Genomic DNA, 17,785 nt, shown 5'->3' with positions numbered 1-17,785 from the left:
GTTATCCGTTGCGCGTCAGCGGAAGCGGTCGGCGGAATCGAGAAAACCCCTGACGTAAGTCCCGACCGCGTCTTCCAGCGCCGTGAAGCCGCCGTTGTAGCCGGCGCGCTGCAGCCGGCCGACATCGCTCTCGGTGAAATACTGGTAGCTGCCGCGAATCTGCTCGGGCATGTCGATATACTGGATATTCGCAGACGTGCCGAGCGCGGCATAGGCCGAAAGCATCAGATCCCTGAAGCTGCGCGCCTTGCCGGTTCCGACGTTGTAGATGCCGCTGACCGACGGTGTCGCGAGCAGCCACATCATCACCCGCACCACATCGTCGACATAGATGAAATCGCGGCGCTGATCGCCGTCGGCGATGCCCTCGCGGTGCGACTTGAACAACTGCACGACGCGGCCGGCCCTGATGTCGTCGAAGCGACGCGCCAGCACGCTCATCATCGCGCCCTTGTGATATTCGTTGGGGCCGAACACGTTGAAGAACTTCAAGCCCACCCATTGCGGCGGCAGCTTTTCGCTCCTGGCCGCGCGTTCGGCGACCGCCATGTCGAACAGATGCTTGCTCCAGCCGTACAGATTCATCGGCCGCAACGTCTTCAGCGCCGACATCGACTGGTCGTCGCGAAAGCCCTGCGCGCCGTCGCCATAGGTCGCCGCCGACGAGGCGTAGATGAGCGGCGTCGCATTGGCCGTGCACCAGTCGAGCAGCCGCATCGACAGCCTAAAATTGGTTTCGATCACCAGATCGCCGTCGGTCGCCGTGGTCTCCGAGATGGCGCCGAGATGGATGACGGCATCGAGCCGACGGCCCTTGAGCCAGTCCATCAGTTCCGCCGGCGGCACGATGTCCGCAACCTGGCGTTTGGCGAGATTGCGCCATTTGCCGTCATGGCCCAGCACATCGCACACCGCCACGTCGGCGCGGCCGGCGTCGTTCAACGCGGCCACGACATTCGATCCGATAAAACCGGCGCCACCGGTCACCAGCAACATTCCGTACCCTGCCCTTGATGTGGGATCGCAGCTTTGCCTCAACCCAGCCCGGCAGGCAACTTGGGGCGTCCCGCTTGGTGAAGACGAAGGCTGCCCCCCGGACGGTGACTTTACCTCGCCCGGAGGAGCCGGTACCGACAGGTTTGAAATGCCCCGGGGAAGACCACCAAAATATGAGTCTGGATTCAATACTTAAGGCGCTGGAGGACCCGGGCGATACCCGGCCGATCCTGATCGTTCCCTACATGTGGATCGGCGATTTCGTCCGCGGCCATACCGTGGTGCGCGTCCTGAAGCAGCGTTGGCCGAATCGGCCGGTCGATCTGCTCGTCACCTCGCTGTGCGCCCCGCTGGTCGATTATATGCCCGGGGTGCGCGCCGGGATCGTCTGGGACCTGCCGCGCAGCCGGCTGGCTCTGGCCAAGCAATGGGGCCTGGCCGAGCAGCTGAGGGCCAGGGGCTACGGCACCGCGCTGGTGCTGCCCCGCACCTGGAAATCGGCCATTGCGCCGGCGCTGGCGGGCATTCCGGAACGGGTGGGATTCGTCGGCGAGGCCCGGTTCGGGCTGATCAACCAATGGCGCTGGGGCGAAAAGGCCCTGCCCCGCTTCATCGACAAGAATGCGGCCCTGGCGCTGCCCGATGGCGCGCCGCTGCCGGGCGAATGGCCGGTGCCGCAGCTTCATGTGCCGCCTGAGGAAAGCGCCCGCTGGCGGCAGGCCAACGGGCTTGGCACGGGCCCTGCCGTGGCCCTGGCACCGGGCTCGGTCGGCGCGTCCAAGCGCTGGACCTACTATCCGGAAGCCGCGCGCCTGCTGGCCGAACGCGGCCTTGATGTCTGGGTGGTCGGCGGCCCCGGCGAAAAGGCGCTGGCGGCCGAGATCGTGGCTGCAGGCGGACCTCGCGTCCGCGACCTCACCGGCACCGACCTGCGCAACGGCATTCTGGCGATGGCGGCGGCCAGCGTCGCGATATCGAACGATTCCGGGCTGATGCATATTGCGGCGGCGATCGGCACGCCGACCATGGGCATTTTCGGTCCCACCAGCCCCTATCACTGGGCGCCGCTGAACGGCCTCGCCGCGACGGTGCAGACCAGGACAGCGGTGCCGTGCCAGCCCTGCCACCGCCCGGTCTGCACCATGAACGACCATCGCTGCATGCGCGACATTCCCGCTTCCGACGTGGTTGCGATCGCCGGGTGCGTGCTGGCCGAGGCAGGAGCCGGCGTTGCGCGCTGACACCGCGAGCTTGCGCAGCCGCGGTGCGGTCATTACCAAGATGGCCAATTCCAACCCTGACGGTGCGCGTTGAGCCAAGATTCGAAAGATTCGAAAGATCCGATCGGAGCCCATCTCGGCCAGTCGCTCGCAGCGCTGGAGCGGGCGACCAAGGATGCGGCAATGCTCGCCGCCGCGCGCGCCATTGCGGCCGCCATGATCGCGGCGTTGCGCGCCGGCAACAAGCTCATGGTCGTCGGCAATGGCGGCAGCGCCGCCGACGCCCAGCACATCGCCGCCGAAATCATCGGCCGCTACAAGCAGGACCGGCCCGGCTATGCCGCGCTCGCGCTGACCACCGACACCTCGGCGCTGACCGCGATCGCCAACGACTACGGTTTCGAGCAGGTGTTCGCCCGGCAGGTCGAAGGGCTCGGCCGGCGCGGCGACGTGCTGCTGGCGCTTTCCACCTCGGGACGTTCGCCCAACATCCTGGCGGCGTTGCGCAAGGCGCGCGACATCGGGCTCGTCACCATCGGCTTCACCGGGCTCAGGGGCGATGCGCTCGGCGCGCTCTGCGATCACCTGCTGGTCGCGCCGACCGACGACACGCCGGTGGTGCAGCAGATCCATCTCGCGGTTGCCCACGGCATTTGCGACGAGATCGAGCGGACCATGATGCGCGAGGCACTGCGAAAATGAGCGGCGCCGATCCCGCCCGCTCGACGCCTCGACCCGCCGCCTTCCTCGACCGCGATGGCGTCGTCAATCACGACGACGGCTATATGGGCACGCGGGAGCGGATCCGCTGGATGCCGAACGCGGCGAAGGCGATCCGCCGCCTCAACGACGCCGGCTATTTCGTGTTCTTCTTCACCAATCAGTCCGGCGTGGCGCGCGGCTACTTCACCGAGGACGATGTCGGCAAGCTGCACGACTGGATGCTTGACGAGCTGGCGGCGCAGGGCGCTGTCGTCGACGACATCAGGTATTGCCCGCACCATCCGGCCGGGACGGTCGCCGGCTATCTCGAAGATCATCACTGGCGCAAACCGGCGCCGGGCATGATCCACGACCTGATGGAGCACTGGCCGGTGCGGCACGAAGGCAGCTTCGTCATCGGTGACCGCCCGACCGATATCGAGGCGGCGGAGGCCGCGGGCCTGCCGGGGTTTCTGTTCGAGGGCGGCGACCTCGACGCCTTCGTGGCCGGCGTGATGGCTCAGACCAGCGTGCGGTAAACTTCCGCGATCCGGTTCGCCTCCGCCTCAAGGCTGAATTTCTCCAGCACCCGCGCCCGCCCGCGCTCGCCCATCGCCGCGGCTGAAGCCGGATCGCGCAGCAGCGGCTCCAGCGCGGCCACCAGCGCATCGACATCATCAGTCGGCGTCAGCACGCCGGTAACGCCATCCTCGACCACGAGCTCCGCCGCGCCCGCGCGCGAGGCCACCAGCGCCGCGCCCGCCGACATCGCCTCGATCAGGGTCAACCCAAAACCCTCGTTGCGCGAGGTGAAGGCGTAGATCGTCAGCCGCTGGTACCAGCGCGGCACCTCCTCGATCGGCAACTCGCCTGTTATGACGATGCGCGATTGCAGGCCCGCGGCATCGATGCGTTTTCGCAAATCGTCCGCGAAGGCGGTTTGCTCGGGCGTGATCGCGCCGACCATGACCGCAGTGAAATCGGGATAGCGCGGCAGCAGCCGGCACATCGCGTCCACGAACACGTCGCTGCCCTTTTGCGCGCGCACCCGGCCGAAGCAGCCGATCACGTAGCGGCCCGGCAATCCGGCTTCAGCGAACGCCGCGGCGCGATCGCGCGGCGGCGCGTAAGCGTCGGTATCGACGCCATGCGGAATGACGGTCGCCTGCACTTTGAGAAACGACGCCGAGATATCATTGGTGGCGATGATCGCGTCCATTTGCCGGATCAACCAGCGCGTGATCCAGGTATGGTGGCGCTGCGCCGCCGAGGTGAATACGAGCTTCAGGGGCCAGCCGAGCGACCGCAGCACTACGCCCACGATCATCTCGTTGTTGCGCCGCGCATGCCAGATCAGGGAACTGCGGCGGCGCCATAATTTCACGAGGTCCGCCGCCCCGATCCGCGCGATGCCGTCGGGCGCATCGGGCCCGAGCCAGCCGGCGCGGAACATTTTCGCCAGTTTCGGCGCCACCATGCGGTTGGTCGCGGTGACGCCGGAATAGCGCCTGTGCAGATTTGGCACGATCAGCTGCAGGTTATCCGCGGAAATGTTCTCGTTTGCCACGTCGGGCTCCGTTTCGCGAGATTTCCTATACGCAACATTAAGCATAGTGACCAGTTCGCATGCGCCGAAACCCACTCTTCACCGCGCCCCGGATAGCATCACGCGGATAAATCGGGAGATGGGTGAGCTCATGACTGTGCTTGTCACCGGCGGCGCCGGCTATATCGGAAGTCACACGGTTCTTGCGATGGCGGAAGCCGGCGAAAGCGTCGTCGTGGTCGACAATCTCTCGACCGGATTCTCCGCATTCGTGCCCGAAGGCGTGCCGCTGTTCATCGGCGACGCCGGCGACGAAAACCTCGTCGAGGGCGTGATATCGGCGCATGACGTCAAGAGCATCGTTCATTTTGCCGGCTCCGTGGTGGTGCCGGATTCGATGCGCGATCCGCTCGCCTATTACCGCAACAACACCATGACCACGCGCAGCCTGCTGAACGCGGCAGTGAAGTGCGGCGTCAACCGCTTCATCTTTTCGTCGACCGCTGCGGTCTATGGCAATCCGGATCAGGTTCCGGTTCCCGAAAGCGCCCCGACCCGGCCGCTGTCGCCTTACGGCTTCTCGAAGCTGATGAGCGAAATCATGCTGCATGACGTCGCCACCGCACACGGCATGAGCTACGTCGCGCTGCGCTACTTCAATGTCGCGGGCGCCGACCCCAAAGCGCGCATCGGGCTTGCAACCGTCGGCGCCACGCATCTCCTGAAGATCGCGGTCGAGGCGGCCACCGGACAGCGCGCCAAGGTCGACGTGTTCGGCACGGATTATCCGACGCCGGACGGCAGTTGCATCCGGGATTTCATCCACGTCAGCGACCTCGCGCAGGCGCATCGCGCGGCGCTGTCGTATTTGCGCGACGGCGGCCAGTCGGCGACGCTGAATTGCGGCTATGGCCGCGGCTATTCCGTGCTGGAAACCATCGAGGCGGTTCGGCGCGTCTCCGGGCGCAATTTCGCGGTTCAATATGCGCCGCGCCGGCCCGGCGACATCATGACCATGATCGCGGACACTACCCGCATCAAAAGCATGCTGGACTGGACGCCGCAATACGACAATCTCGAGACCATCGCCAGGCATGCGCTGGCGTGGGAAGAGAAACTGTTGCGCGAGCGCCATGGCGAGCTGCAGCACGCGGCCTCGGCCTAAAATCTCATGCGGCGCAAGCCCTGATTTGGCTTGAAAAACCGGCATATAGCGGGCAAGGAGACGGACGTTTCGCAAGCCAACCCTGACGCGCGGGCGGGAGCCTGCCAGCGCTGTCAATGGAACGCGGATGACCGAACTTCCGAAGAAAATCACTGACGATCCCTATGGCGCAGCGATCCTGATTCGCCGCCTGATCAACGAGCAGGGCCTGACCTACTGGCGGCGTTATCTGCTGGCCTTCCTGCTGATGGCGGTCTCGGCCGGCGCGACGGCGCTGTCGGCCTATATCCTCGGCGAGGTCATCAACAAGGCCTATGTCGACAAGGATGTGCGCGGCATCGCGATCCTGTCGGGGGTCACCGTCCTGATCTTCATCCTCAAGGGTGCGGCGACCTACGGTCACCAGGTGATCCTGTCGAAGATCTCCAATGCCATTCTCGCCAACAACCAGCGCCGGCTGTTCGCCAAGCTGATGAGCGAGAGTGTCGGCTTCTTCTCGGAGCGGCATTCGTCGGAATTTCTGGCGCGGCTGACCGCGGGCGCTGCTTCCGTCACGCAGGTGCTCAACCTCCTGATCAATGCGCTCGGCCGCGACCTGCTGCTGCTGATCGGCCTCGTCGCCGTCATGCTGATGCAGGACCCCTACATGGCGCTGCTCGGTTTCGCGGTGGCGCCGCCGGCGATGCTGGTGCTGCGCAAGCTGGTGAAGCGGATCAAGGGCCTCGCGCACAACCAGTTCACCGGCACCGCCGACATTCTCGAAATCATGCAGGAATCGCTGCAGGGCATCCGCACCGTGAAAGCGTTCACGCTCGAACAGACCATGCGCGAGCGGATCGACTCCTCGATCGCCGCGGTCGAGCGCAACGCCAACAAGATGGCGCGGGTCTCCAACCGGTCGAGCCCGCTGATGGAGACGCTCGGCGGGTTCGCGGTCGCGGGCGGACTGATGTACGGCGGCTACAGCGTGGTCGCGATCGGCGCGACACCGGGCCAGTTCTTTTCGTTCCTGACCGCGTTCCTGATGGCCTATGAGCCGGCCAAGCGGCTGGCGCGGCTCAATATCGAACTCAACAGCAACCTGATCGGCGCCCGCAAATTGCTGGAGATCGTCGACAGCCCCTCCAGCGAGCCCGTCGACGACGACAAGCCGGCGCTGAAGCTGATCGACGCGCGGGTCGAGTTTTGCGACGTGACGTTCGCCTACCGTCCGGACGAGCCCGTGCTCAACCGCATGAGTTTTGTCGCCGAGCCCGGCAAGATGACGGCGCTGGTCGGCCCCTCCGGCGGCGGCAAGTCCACCGTGCTGGCGCTGCTGCTGCGGCTCTATGAAGTGAATGACGGCGCCGTCCTGATCGACGGACAGGCCATTTCCGGCGTATCGCGAAAATCGCTGCGCCAGCAGACCGCCTATGTCGGGCAGGACGTCTATCTGTTCCGCGACACCATCGGCGCCAACATCGCCTTCGGCAAGATAGGCGCAACGCAGGACGAGATTGCGGCTGCCGCCCAAGCCGCCTGCGCGCACGAGTTCATCATGGGCTTTCCGCTCGGCTACAATACCCCGGTCGGCGAGCACGGCACGCAGCTGTCCGGCGGCCAGCGTCAGCGCATCGCGGTGGCCCGCGCGCTGATCAAGAATGCGCCGATTGTTTTGCTCGACGAGGCGACCGCAGCATTGGATTCGGAGTCCGAAAAGCAGGTCCAGGAGGCGATCGAACATCTGTGCCGGAACCGCACCACCATCGTCATTGCCCATCGCCTGCACACCATCATGCACGCCGACGCCATCCTGGTGGTCGAGGGCGGCGAGATCGTCGAGCGCGGGCGGCATGACGATCTGTTGCGCCGCGGCGGGCGTTATGCGTCGTTCTTCCGCCTGCAGCATCGCGAAGCGGGGCCGCTGACGCTGGCGCCGATCAGCGCAACCGCGTAAAGCTATCTGCCGACTTCCTGCCCTCAACCCCCCGCCGAGACCGTCATGAACGCAACAGCCTACGTCATTCCCGCTCCCCCGCAGCCCTCGCTTCCCGTCGTCGGCGAGTCGAAATCCTATCCGGTTCGCCGCATCTGGTGCGTCGGCCGCAATTATCTCGAGCACATCCGCGAGATGGGCAATGACGAGCGGGCACCGCCGTTCTTCTTCGCCAAGCACGCCGACATGCTGGTCCCGGACGGCGCCACCATCCCCTATCCGCCGCTGACCAAGGATCTGCACCACGAGGTCGAACTGGTCGTCGCCATGAAGAGCGGCGGCCTCAACATATCAGCCGACAAGGCGCTCGATCACGTTTACGGCTATGCGGTCGGCATCGATCTCACCCGCCGCGACCTGCAGATCGCCTCGCGAAAGAAGGAACGGCCGTGGGAAGTCGGCAAATCCTTCGACTATTCCGCGCCCTGCTCCGCGCTGCAGCCGGCCGCCAAGATCGGCCATCCCGCCAAGGGCAGGATCTGGCTCACGGTCAACGGCAAGGAACAACAGAAGGGCGATCTTACCGAACTGATCTGGAGCGTGCCCGAGATCATCTGGCAGCTCTCGCAGCAGGTCGCGCTCGCCGCCGGCGACATCATCATGACGGGAACGCCGGCCGGCGTCTCCCAGCTCAACCCCGGCGACAAGATCGAATGCGGCGTCGACGGCGTCGGCACGCTGAAGGTTTCGATCGGCAAGCCGGCGGCATAAGCCGGCTGTTTGCGCCAAAACGCGAACAGGGCTCCGGACCCGGTCCGGGGCCTTTTTTGGCGCCTGAAATCGATTGCGGCAGCAGCGTAAGATCGGAAGCAGGCTACGCCAACTCAGCCCCGCGCCATCGCCTGCAGGCCCTTGAAGGTCAGGCGCTTGGGGTCCTTGACGCCGGTGAGGTAGAGCCTGCGGATGAAGGCGGCGACCTGTTCGCGGTCGCAGTCGGTCAGCGCCACGATGGCATCGACGGCAATTTTCTGGGCGTCCATGGGCTTCCTCACGCTGTCTCGAGCCCCAGCCACGCCAGCCTAGGAGTCACCGGTTAATCCGGTGTTAACCGTGTCACCACCATGAACGATTCGCCTGGGTGCGCGAATACGCGAAACAACGCATGCGGCGCTGGCGCGCAGACCCCGCCCCCTGCCGCGCCTCCTATGAATACTGCATCACGCCGTCATCGACCTTGCCGTAGCGCAGCGTAACGATGTCGAGTGCGTAGTTCTGGTAGAGCCGCCACGGCCGCTTCGAGCCTTGTTTGGGCATTTTCGCGATCGAGCGCTGCACGTAGCCGGACGAGAAATCCAGCGACGGCAGTTCGGTGATGCTGGGATCGACATTGTGCGGCATGCACTGCTTGTAGCCGTGCCGGTCCATGTAATTGATCAGGCGGCAGACATATTCGCAGGTCAGGTCGCATTTCAGCGTCCAGGACGCATTGGTGTAGCCGAACGACGACGCCAGATTGGGCACGTCGGAATACATCATGCCCTTGTAGTTCAGCGTTTTCGAGAAATCGACCGCGCGGCCGTCGACGCTGACTTCCATGCCGCCGAGCACCTGCAGCACGAGGCCGGTGGCGGTCACGATGATGTCGGCTTCGAGTTCGCTGCCGTCCTTCAGCTTGATGCCGCTCCTGGTGAAGCCGTCGATCTCCCTGGTGACGACGGAGGCGCGCTGTTCCCTGATCGCGTTGAACAGGTCGCCGTCCGGCACCAGGCAGAGCCGCTGGTCCCAGGGATTGTAGCGCGGCGTGAAATGCGTGGCGATGTCGTAGTTCGGACCGAGCGCCATCTTGACGCCGCCGAGGATCAACTGCTTGACCCGATCGGGCTTGCGCCGCGAGAGCTGGAAGAAATACATCCCCCACAGCACGTTGCGCCAGCGGATCAGGTGATAGGCGAGTTTCGAGGGCAGGTTGCGCCGCAATTTGTTGGCGACCGGGTCCTGCGCCGGGCGCGACACCACATAGGTCGGCGAGCGCTGCAGCATGGTGACGTGACCCGCTTTCTTGGCCATCTCCGGCACCAGCGTCACCGCGGTCGCGCCCGAGCCGATCACCACCACGCGCTTGCCGGCGTAGTCGAGATCTTCGGGCCATTTCTGCGGATGCACGATGCGGCCGGCGAAATTCTCGCGGCCTGAAAATTCCGGCGTGTAGCCGTCCTCGTATTTGTAGTAGCCGGAGCACATGAACAGGAAATTGCAGGTGAAGCGCACGATTTCGGTGGCGCCCTCGCCCGACGTGCGTTCGGCTTCCACCGTCCAGCGCGCCTCCGGCGTCGACCACGACGCCCGCTTGACCCGGTGATGGTAGCGGATCTTCTTGTCGATACCGTTCTCGGCCGCGGTCTCGCGGACATACTTCAGGATTTGCGGCCCGTCGGCGATCGCCTTCGCCTCGGTCCATGGCTTGAACGAATAGCCCAGCGTGAACATGTCGCTGTCGGAGCGGATGCCGGGATAGCGGAACAGGTCCCAGGTGCCGCCGATGCAGTCGCGGCCCTCGAGAATGACAAAGCTCTTGCCCGGGCACTTCTGCTGCAGGTGATAGCCCGCGCCGATGCCGGACAGTCCGGCGCCGACGATCAGCACGTCGAAATGTTCGTTTGGCAAGGCTGCCTCCCCGGCGCATCAGTTTATTTTCGTCATGGCCGGGCTCGTCCCACGGCTGTCCGGCACGTTTTCTGCTTGATGAAGTGCACGGCATTGATTCTGCTTGGGTTCAGTTGGTTGCGAATCATCTGAACAGCAAGAGGATCAACGCCGTGCCGCACCAGAATATCGTTTTTCACTGCCTTCTGAAGCAGATTCCGTGGGCGACGTTTGATCGTCTTGTGGACCGGCACAATGCCGATTGGGACGATCGGGTGACGAAGAGCCGTCCGCATCTGATCGCAATGCTGTACGCACAGTTTTGCGGGGCGCGCGGCCTTCGGGAGATCGAAGCCGGCCTGAGAAGCCACGCCGGTAAGCTTTATCACCTTGGCGGCTGCACGATCTCGAAGTCGGCCTTGTCGACCGCGAACGCTTCGCGCCCTGTGGAAGTGTTTGCCGACCTGCTCTCGGCGCTGATCGCTCAGTTGCAGAACGGCTATCGCAGGAAGATCGGCGATTGCGTTCGCCTGATCGATTCGACCAGCGTGCGGCTGAGCAGCCTGAGCGGCCATTGGGCGACATTTTCGGCCGGCGTTTGCGGCGCCAAGGCCCACATCATCTACGATCCCGATGCCGACCAGCCGCTCTACCTGATGGTGACGCCTTGCAACGTCAATGACATCACGGCGGCCAAAGCGATGCCGATCGAGGCGGGGGCGACCTATGTTTTCGATCTCGGCTATTACGATTACGGGTGGTGGGCGACGCTCGATCAGGCCGGCTGCCGTATCGTAACGCGGCTGAAGCGCAACACGCCCTTTGAGGTCGTCGAGGATCGGCCGGTTGCGGTGGGATCGCCGGTCCTGAGCGATCGGACCGGATATCTTCCGAAGCGGCTCGCCGCCTCCCGCTGCAATCCAATGTCGGGCCTGGTCCGCGAAGTCCAGGTCACGATAGAGACCGGCAAGGTGCTGCGCATCTTCACCAACGATCTGACCGCCAGCGCAGAGGAAATCGCCGATTTGTACAAGCGTCGCTGGGCGATCGAGCTGTTCTTTCGATGGGTCAAACAGACCTTGAAGATCACTCACTTCCTCGGCACATCCGAAAATGCGGTTCGCATTCAGATCACGGTCGCCCTGATTGCCTTCCTGTTGCTGCGCCTGGCTCACGACGCCAACAAGATCGTCAAAAGCCCGCTCGCCTTCACCAGGCTGATCCGTGCCAATCTTATGCATCGGCGGCCGATTGCAGGACTTCTTCAAAAAGCCTCCCCGCCAGGCCCAACACCACACCAGGCCAAATTCGATTTCGAGCCCTCCGCTACCCGGACGGCGCGACGTCGTCGCACCGCCCGCGGTTGCGTCACATTGGAGAAGGCGGCATGAAGCATAACCCGTGCCGGACAGCCGTGGGCTCGTCCCGGCCATGACGAAAATCGATAGCTTCGCTCGGCGTCATTCCGGGCCACGGGAAAGCGGCCCCGAAATGACGTGTGAAGTTTCAATACCGGTAATGATCCGCCTTGAACGGGCCCTGCGGCTTCACGCCGATATACTCGGCCTGGTCGGGACGCAGCTCGGTCAGCTTGACGCCGATCTTGGCGAGGTGCAGCCGCGCCACCTTCTCGTCCAGCGACTTCGGCAGCACGTAGACCTTCTTCGCGTACTTGCCGTCCTTGTTGTTGGCGAACAGCTCGATCTGCGCCAGCGTCTGGTTGGTGAAGGAAGCCGACATCACGAATGACGGGTGCCCCATGGCATTGCCGAGGTTCACGAGGCGGCCTTCCGAAAGCAGGATGATGCGGTGCTTGTCGGGGAATTCGATCTCGTCGACCTGCGGCTTGACGTTGGTCCATTTCAGGTTGCGAAGCCCTGCGATCTGGATCTCGTTGTCGAAGTGGCCGATGTTGCACACGATGGCGCGGTCTTTCATCGCGCGCATGTGCTCGATGGTGATGATGTCCTTGTTGCCGGTCGCGGTGACGAAGATGTCGGCGCGGGGTGCGGCGTCTTCCATGGTGACGACTTCATAGCCTTCCATCGCCGCCTGCAGCGCGCAGATCGGGTCGACTTCGGAGACCATGACGCGGCAGCCGGCCTGGCGCAGCGAGGCGGCCGAGCCCTTGCCGACGTCGCCGAAGCCCGCGACCATCGCCACCTTGCCCGACATCATCACGTCGGTGCCGCGGCGGATGCCGTCGACCAGCGATTCACGGCAGCCGTAGAGATTGTCGAACTTCGACTTGGTGACACTGTCGTTGACGTTGATCGCCGGGAACAGGAGCTTGCCTTCCTTCTCCATGTTGTAGAGCCGGTGCACGCCCGTGGTGGTCTCTTCCGAGACGCCCTTGATGTTCTTGGCGATCTCCGCGAACCAGCCCTTCGGCTTTTCCTTCAACAGCTTCTTGATCAGCGCGAAGAATACTTCCTCTTCTTCCGAACCCGGCTTGTCGAGAAACTTCACGTCACCGTTCTCGGCGCGCAGGCCGTGATGCACCAGCATGGTGGCGTCGCCGCCGTCATCGAGGATCATGTTGGGCGTGCCGCCGCCGTGCCAGTCGAACAGCTTGGCGGTGTAGTCCCAGTACTCGACGAGGCTCTCGCCCTTCACCGCGAACACGGGAATGCCGGCCGCCGCGATCGCGGCCGCGGCATGGTCCTGCGTCGAATAGATGTTGCAGGAGACCCAGCGGATGTCGGCGCCGAGCGCCGCCAGCGTCTCGATCAGGACCGCGGTCTGGATCGTCATGTGCAGGGAGCCGGCGATGCGCGCGCCCTTCAGCGGCTGCTTCGGGCCATATTCCTCGCGCGTCGCCATCAGGCCGGGCATCTCGGTCTCGGCCAGCGAGATTTCCTTGCGGCCGAATTCGGCGAGCGAGATGTCCTTGACGATGTAGTCGGTAAAGGCGGGCTTCTTGGCGGCGGCGGTCATATGATGGATCCCTTAAAAAAGCATATTCCGAAAAGCATTGGTGCTTTCCGGAATACGCAAGACAATTACGGAGAAAGTCAGACCGCGCCCTTCAGCGCGTCGGCAAGATCGGTCTTTTCCCAGGAGAACCCGCCATCCCTTTCCGGCGAGCGGCCGAAATGACCGTAGGCCGCGGTGCGGCGGTAGATCGGACGGTTGAGCTTCAGCGTGCGGCGGATGTTGGTCGGCGTCAGGCGGAACAGCTCCGGCAGGATCTTCTCGAGCTTCTTCTCATCGACCTTGCCGGTACCGTGGGTATCGACCAGGAGCGACATCGGATCGGCGACGCCGATCGCATAGGCCACCTGAATGGTGCAGCGGTCGGCAAGGCCGGCGGCAACCACGTTCTTGGCGAGGTAGCGCGCGGCATAGGCGGCGGAGCGGTCGACCTTGGTCGGGTCCTTGCCCGAGAAGGCGCCGCCGCCATGCGGGGCGTAACCGCCATAGGTATCGACGATGATCTTGCGGCCGGTCAGGCCGCAGTCGCCGTCGGGACCGCCGACCACGAAATTGCCGGTCGGGTTGACCAGGAAGTCGGACGACTTCGCCGGCATCCAGCCCTTCGGCAGCGCCGACTCCACCGCGGTCGAGATCATCTCCTTGATCAGGCCCGGCGAATATTTCTTGTTGTTGCGGCTTCGCTCATTGTGCTGGGTCGAGACCACGACCTTGGTGCAGCCGACCGGTTTGCCGTTGACGTATTTCACCGTGACCTGGCTCTTGGCGTCGGGCTGCAGGTCGGCGAGTTGGCCGTTGCGCCGCTTCTCCGACAACACCTTCAGGATCTTGTGCGCGAAGTAGATCGGCGCGGGCATGTACGAGCCCTTCTGGTAGACCTCGCTCTCGGTGCAGGCATATCCGAACATCATGCCCTGGTCGCCGGCGCCCTCTTCTTCGCCGCTCTTCTTTTTCTTGGCGTCGACGCCCATGGCGATGTCGGGCGACTGGCCGTGCAGCAGCACCTCGACATCGGCGCCATGATACGAGAAGCCGTTCTGGTCATATCCGATGTCCTTGACGACATCGCGCGCGATCTGCGTGATCAGCTCGCGGTCGACCACCGACTGGCCGTGGATGGTACGGAACAGCTGGCCACGGCCTTCGCCGGCGATCACGATCTTGTTGGTGGTGCAGAGCGTCTCGCAGCCGAGCCGGGTATTGACGAGACTGTCATCGGCAATACCGAGCTTGACGTCCTTCTCGATGAAGGCGTCGAGGATCGCATCGGAGATTTGATCCGAGACCTTGTCCGGATGACCTTCGGAAACCGACTCGGAGGTGAACAGATAAGACGCGCGCATCAAGAGAACCCCTTGTTTCCGCCTGACATCGGCGGTCGTTCGAAATGTGTCCTGAAATGTCAGTCGCGACGGCGCGAGATGACGTAGGATTCGTCGTAGAACCAGAGCCCGTTATGCTTGCGCAGAACTTCCCTGGTGGCATCGAGGTAACGGCCGCTTTGAGTCATTTCCGTCAACCGGTCGTCTTCGATCTGGGCGACATACACCGCCGCATTCCACGCTGCAAAGGCCGTCGAGGTTCCGATCGAGCCGGTGACCTCGTTGGGCAGCGCTTCCATATCATATCGGAAGATCGAGCGGTTATCGGCGTACGCATTAAAGTTAAGATCGCGGGCCGCAGACCCCAGCTCGTATTTCACCGCGCGCAATAGCTCATGACGGCTCACCGCGAAAGGATTTTCTCCGGGCCAGACCGCCTGGATGATCTCGATCCCGGGATCCTGGCCGTGGGAGTGAATTCCGATCAACCGCCCCCCGGCCCGCAGCGCCCGGGCCAGCGGTGCGATGATCCGCTTGGCCCGGAAATTAACCGAGGATTTGGCCCGGTAGGGCTGGGAGGCGATAATCAGGTCGAAATTGGCCTCGGAGCGGCCGGCGCGGGGGATGATCGAATCAAGCAGAAACCGGTGGTCCTCCCGGTACAGCACGATGGCGACCGGCCGCTCATAGACCGGCATCCCCGAGCGCGGGCTGACATTGGCCCGCCAGTTCTGCTCCAGGAACGGCCCCAGCTCGGCGATCTGTGCCTCGAATTCGCCCGAGGAGGCGCCCCGCAGCGCCACCTCGTGCCAGAGCATCCCGGCGGCGGCCGCGGGCGAGGCCGGGGTCAGCCAGGGCGCCTCGGCGTAATACATGTTTGTCAGCACAAAAACGGTCGCCGGGTGCTCGAACAGCCGATCCGGCACCTTGTCGAGGGTCAGCCGGACATCCTCGAGGCTGAGCTCCTTACCGGCAATATAGAACGGCATATGGGGGAAGCGGCCGTGCATCGACCGCATCACCCGCGCCAGCACGGTGCCGTCGCCGACGCCGGCGTCGAACACCCTTAGCGCCGGCGGCCGGGGGTGGATGCTGGAAAGTTCCAGTCCCACCCGGTCCGCGATCACCCGCTTCTCGCTGCAGGTATGGACGAACAGCAGGTACTTCTGCCGGTTCTCGAAGAACCGGAAATTGCCTCTGGGATCGCGCTTCTCGGGCGGGACTTCGAGGCCGCGCGGCGGCGGCACCCCGCCGGGCATGGCGGCTGCGATATAGGCCTGGATCCGGTCGAGGGTGTCGATGGTGATGCGCTTGCCCTCGCGCAAGCGGTGCACCAGCTTGCCGTCATTGACGGCGCGGCGGCCGAAGGTCGATTCCGCCATGTCGGCCTGCCGGCAGAACTCGGAAATCTGGCTGAGAATCTGGTCGTTCTTCATCGGGCTGGATTTGGGCCGGACTGGTGGGCAGCGGCGGATTGCGGGTGCTTCCTACCACCTTCTGCCCACCGGGGGAATGAGCGCCTTGAACCCCCGGACCAAAACCCCCGGACCAATCCCGGCAACAAACCGGCGCAAGCTGCTCGATGCCCGGGGATTTCATGCGCCGTTGGATTCTGATGCTCGCCTTGGCCGCAATGATGCCGTGGTCGGCGCCCGCCCTCGCCCAAGCGCGCTCGCAGCTCGGGCCGCTCTGCACCACCGCTACCACCCCGGCCGACCAGCAGATCGACGCCTGCAACAAGATCGTGGCGCTGAAAGTGTTCTCCGGCGAGAAACTGGCGACGATCTATTTCTGGCGCGCGGTGGGCTGGAACAAGAAGGGCAACTATGCGCAGGTGATCGCCGATGCCACCGAGGCGCTGCGCCTGAAACCCGATATCGCGCTCTACAATCTGCGCGGCTCGGCCTTTTACGACAAGGGCGAGCACGACATCGCGATTGCCGATTTCAACGACGCGCTGCGGATCGGCCCGCCGAGCGGCATCATCTATCACAACCGCGGCAACGCCTTTCGCTCCAGGGGCGATTACGCCAAAGCCATCGCCGATTACGATTCGGCGATCAGGCTCGGTCCGAAGGACGCGTTCACCTACCAGAACCGCGGCTCCGCCAAACAGGCACTCGGCGACCTCGACGGCGCGCTCGCCGACATCAACGAGGCGATCCGGATCAATCCAACGCTGCCCTCCCCGCTTAACAACCGTACCGTGATCTGGCGCGCCAAGGGCGACTTCGACCGCGCCATCGCCGACGGTACCGAGGCGATCCGGCTCGCGAAGGCCAAGGCGCCGGTCAACGTCATGACGCCGCCGGGCAGCGTGCTGATATCGGCCTATGTCCAGCGCGGCCTCGCCTATGAGGCGAAGGGCGACTATGAGCACGCCCGGGAAGACTTCAGGGCAACGCTGGAAGGCGTCGCCGTCGATGCCGGAAGCAAAGCCAATCAGGCCACCGCGAAGGTCCGCCTCTCGCTGCTGTCGGACCCGGTCGCGCCCACCCTGCCTACGCCGCGCGCAGCGCCGGGGACCCCCTCCGCAACCGAACCGAAGGCGGCGTCGGCGCCGCCGCCGGCAGCGGCCGGGGTTGGATTCGCCGGCCGGCGCGTCGCGCTGGTGATCGGCAACGGCGCCTATGCCCACGTCAAGGCACTGCCCAATCCGCCCAACGATGCGCGTTCGATTGCGAAGAGCCTGCGCGAAATCGGCTTCACCGTCTCCGAAGGCATCGATCTCGACCGCGCGGCAATGCAGAAGACGACCCGCGATTTCCTGCGCGAGGCGGCGCGCGCGCAGGTCGCCGTCGTCTACTACGCCGGCCATGGCGTCCAGATCGACGGCCGCAATTACCTCGTGCCGGTCGATGTCAGGCTGCAGGCCGGCACCAGCATGACGGACGCCATGATCGACATGGATACGATTCTCGCCGGCCTCGACGACCAGGTCCGCACCAACATCCTGATCCTGGACGCCTGCCGCAACAATCCGCTTGAGCCGCAGGTTGCCTCTGCGGGAGCCAACCGCGCCATCGGAGCCGGATCGGGACTGGCGGCGCCAGCTGCGCTCGGTGCCGGCGCAACGCTGGGCGCGGGAACGCTGATCGCGTTTGCGACCGCCCCCGGTCAGGTCGCGCTCGACGGCGAAGGCACCAACAGCCCGTTCTCGGCGGCGCTGTCGCGCCACATCGGCACATCAGGGCTTGAGGTGCAGCAGATGCTGACGCGCGTGCGCGCCGAGGTTGTCGCCGCGACCAAAGCCAAACAGGTGCCGTGGTCGAATTCCTCCCTGCTCGGCGAGGTCTATCTGGCTGAGAAGTAGCGAGGGTTGGCCGGCGGCGCGGTTCCGGC

Annotated in this window: 14 protein-coding genes and 1 pseudogene; 8 read left to right on the top strand and 7 right to left on the bottom strand. The window is 64.4% G+C overall.

Annotated features, from left to right (window positions below; genetic code table 11):
• Positions 1–15 precede the first annotated feature (15 nt).
• Positions 16–996, bottom strand: coding sequence for an ADP-glyceromanno-heptose 6-epimerase (gene rfaD, locus KMZ29_RS09865; protein WP_215623518.1), 981 nt, complete (start codon positions 994–996; stop codon positions 16–18).
• A gap of 173 nt (positions 997–1,169) precedes the next feature.
• Here rfaD and waaF point away from each other — a divergent pair, with 173 nt between their 5' ends.
• The 3 genes from waaF to KMZ29_RS09850 all read left to right on the top strand — a co-directional run bounded on the left by waaF (position 1,170) and on the right by KMZ29_RS09850 (position 3,457).
• Positions 1,170–2,237, top strand: a complete 1,068-nt coding sequence (gene waaF / locus KMZ29_RS09860) for a lipopolysaccharide heptosyltransferase II (protein WP_215623517.1) — start codon at positions 1,170–1,172, stop codon at positions 2,235–2,237.
• Between the two features lie 69 nt (positions 2,238–2,306).
• Positions 2,307–2,918, top strand: coding sequence for a D-sedoheptulose 7-phosphate isomerase (locus KMZ29_RS09855; protein ID WP_249779881.1), 612 nt, complete (start codon positions 2,307–2,309; stop codon positions 2,916–2,918).
• Complete coding sequence (locus KMZ29_RS09850; RefSeq protein WP_215623516.1) at positions 2,915–3,457, top strand: HAD family hydrolase; 543 nt, start codon at positions 2,915–2,917, stop codon at positions 3,455–3,457. The genes KMZ29_RS09855 and KMZ29_RS09850 overlap by 4 nt, the downstream gene beginning before the upstream one ends.
• Here the strand turns inward: KMZ29_RS09850 and KMZ29_RS09845 are convergent.
• Positions 3,439–4,530, bottom strand: a complete 1,092-nt coding sequence (locus KMZ29_RS09845; RefSeq protein WP_215623515.1) for a glycosyltransferase family 4 protein — start codon at positions 4,528–4,530, stop codon at positions 3,439–3,441. The two genes, KMZ29_RS09850 and KMZ29_RS09845, sit on opposite strands and share 19 nt — an antisense overlap.
• A gap of 85 nt (positions 4,531–4,615) precedes the next feature.
• Here KMZ29_RS09845 and galE point away from each other — a divergent pair, with 85 nt between their 5' ends.
• From galE to KMZ29_RS09830, 3 genes are all read left to right on the top strand, one after another.
• Positions 4,616–5,629 (top strand): UDP-glucose 4-epimerase GalE, encoded by a 1,014-nt coding sequence (gene galE, locus KMZ29_RS09840; RefSeq protein ID WP_215623514.1) that lies wholly within the window; start codon positions 4,616–4,618, stop codon positions 5,627–5,629.
• Positions 5,630–5,756: 127 nt separating this feature from the next.
• Positions 5,757–7,565 (top strand): ABC transporter ATP-binding protein, encoded by a 1,809-nt coding sequence (locus tag KMZ29_RS09835; RefSeq protein WP_215623513.1) that lies wholly within the window; start codon positions 5,757–5,759, stop codon positions 7,563–7,565.
• 45 nt (positions 7,566–7,610) lie between these two features.
• Positions 7,611–8,315, top strand: coding sequence for a fumarylacetoacetate hydrolase family protein (locus KMZ29_RS09830; RefSeq protein ID WP_215623512.1), 705 nt, complete (start codon positions 7,611–7,613; stop codon positions 8,313–8,315).
• Between the two features lie 113 nt (positions 8,316–8,428).
• Here KMZ29_RS09830 and KMZ29_RS09825 read toward each other — a convergent pair whose 3' ends face one another.
• Together KMZ29_RS09825 and KMZ29_RS09820 are read right to left on the bottom strand one after the other, a co-directional pair.
• Complete coding sequence (locus KMZ29_RS09825) at positions 8,429–8,584, bottom strand: hypothetical protein (protein ID WP_215605812.1); 156 nt, start codon at positions 8,582–8,584, stop codon at positions 8,429–8,431.
• A gap of 163 nt (positions 8,585–8,747) precedes the next feature.
• The gene (locus KMZ29_RS09820) at positions 8,748–10,208 is read right to left on the bottom strand and encodes a flavin-containing monooxygenase (protein WP_215623511.1); all 1,461 of its coding nucleotides are present in this window, start codon (positions 10,206–10,208) and stop codon (positions 8,748–8,750) included.
• A gap of 152 nt (positions 10,209–10,360) precedes the next feature.
• Between KMZ29_RS09820 and KMZ29_RS09815 the strand changes: the two are divergent.
• Positions 10,361–11,473 (top strand): annotated as a pseudogene (locus KMZ29_RS09815) (IS4 family transposase); the annotation flags it as partial.
• Between the two features lie 220 nt (positions 11,474–11,693).
• On the opposite strand, the gene ahcY reads toward KMZ29_RS09815, so the two are convergent.
• The 3 genes from ahcY to KMZ29_RS09800 all read right to left on the bottom strand — a co-directional run bounded on the left by ahcY (position 11,694) and on the right by KMZ29_RS09800 (position 15,879).
• Entirely contained in the window at positions 11,694–13,124 is a 1,431-nt protein-coding gene (gene ahcY, locus KMZ29_RS09810) for an adenosylhomocysteinase (RefSeq protein WP_215623510.1), read from the bottom strand.
• A 77-nt stretch (positions 13,125–13,201) separates the two neighbouring features.
• Positions 13,202–14,464, bottom strand: coding sequence for a methionine adenosyltransferase (gene metK, locus KMZ29_RS09805; protein WP_215623509.1), 1,263 nt, complete (start codon positions 14,462–14,464; stop codon positions 13,202–13,204).
• A gap of 59 nt (positions 14,465–14,523) precedes the next feature.
• On the bottom strand, positions 14,524–15,879 hold the full coding sequence (locus KMZ29_RS09800; protein ID WP_215623508.1) for a hypothetical protein: 1,356 nt from the start codon (positions 15,877–15,879) through the stop codon (positions 14,524–14,526).
• Between the two features lie 161 nt (positions 15,880–16,040).
• On the opposite strand from KMZ29_RS09800, the gene KMZ29_RS09795 reads away from it, so the two are divergent.
• Positions 16,041–17,756 (top strand): caspase family protein, encoded by a 1,716-nt coding sequence (locus KMZ29_RS09795; protein ID WP_215623507.1) that lies wholly within the window; start codon positions 16,041–16,043, stop codon positions 17,754–17,756.
• The last annotated feature ends 29 nt before the right edge of the window (positions 17,757–17,785 follow it).

This window comes from Bradyrhizobium sediminis, from assembly GCF_018736085.1.
Classification (GTDB): Bacteria; Pseudomonadota; Alphaproteobacteria; order Rhizobiales; family Xanthobacteraceae; genus Bradyrhizobium; species Bradyrhizobium sediminis.
This window is presented reverse-complemented; position numbering and strand designations above follow the sequence as displayed.

Excerpts from the sequence above, each read along its gene's own strand:
- rfaD (WP_215623518.1), bottom strand. The coding sequence starts at position 996 with ATGTTGCTGGTGACCGGTGGCGCCGGTTTTATCGGATCGAATGTCGTG.
- waaF (WP_215623517.1), top strand. The coding sequence starts at position 1,170 with ATGAGTCTGGATTCAATACTTAAGGCGCTGGAGGACCCGGGCGATACC.
- KMZ29_RS09850 (WP_215623516.1), top strand. The coding sequence starts at position 2,915 with ATGAGCGGCGCCGATCCCGCCCGCTCGACGCCTCGACCCGCCGCCTTC.
- KMZ29_RS09845 (WP_215623515.1), bottom strand. The coding sequence starts at position 4,530 with ATGCTTAATGTTGCGTATAGGAAATCTCGCGAAACGGAGCCCGACGTG.
- galE (WP_215623514.1), top strand. The coding sequence starts at position 4,616 with ATGACTGTGCTTGTCACCGGCGGCGCCGGCTATATCGGAAGTCACACG.
- KMZ29_RS09835 (WP_215623513.1), top strand. The coding sequence starts at position 5,757 with ATGACCGAACTTCCGAAGAAAATCACTGACGATCCCTATGGCGCAGCG.
- KMZ29_RS09830 (WP_215623512.1), top strand. The coding sequence starts at position 7,611 with ATGAACGCAACAGCCTACGTCATTCCCGCTCCCCCGCAGCCCTCGCTT.
- KMZ29_RS09825 (WP_215605812.1), bottom strand. The coding sequence starts at position 8,584 with ATGGACGCCCAGAAAATTGCCGTCGATGCCATCGTGGCGCTGACCGAC.
- ahcY (WP_215623510.1), bottom strand. The coding sequence starts at position 13,124 with ATGACCGCCGCCGCCAAGAAGCCCGCCTTTACCGACTACATCGTCAAG.
- metK (WP_215623509.1), bottom strand. The coding sequence starts at position 14,464 with ATGCGCGCGTCTTATCTGTTCACCTCCGAGTCGGTTTCCGAAGGTCAT.
- KMZ29_RS09800 (WP_215623508.1), bottom strand. The coding sequence starts at position 15,879 with ATGAAGAACGACCAGATTCTCAGCCAGATTTCCGAGTTCTGCCGGCAG.
- KMZ29_RS09795 (WP_215623507.1), top strand. The coding sequence starts at position 16,041 with ATGCGCCGTTGGATTCTGATGCTCGCCTTGGCCGCAATGATGCCGTGG.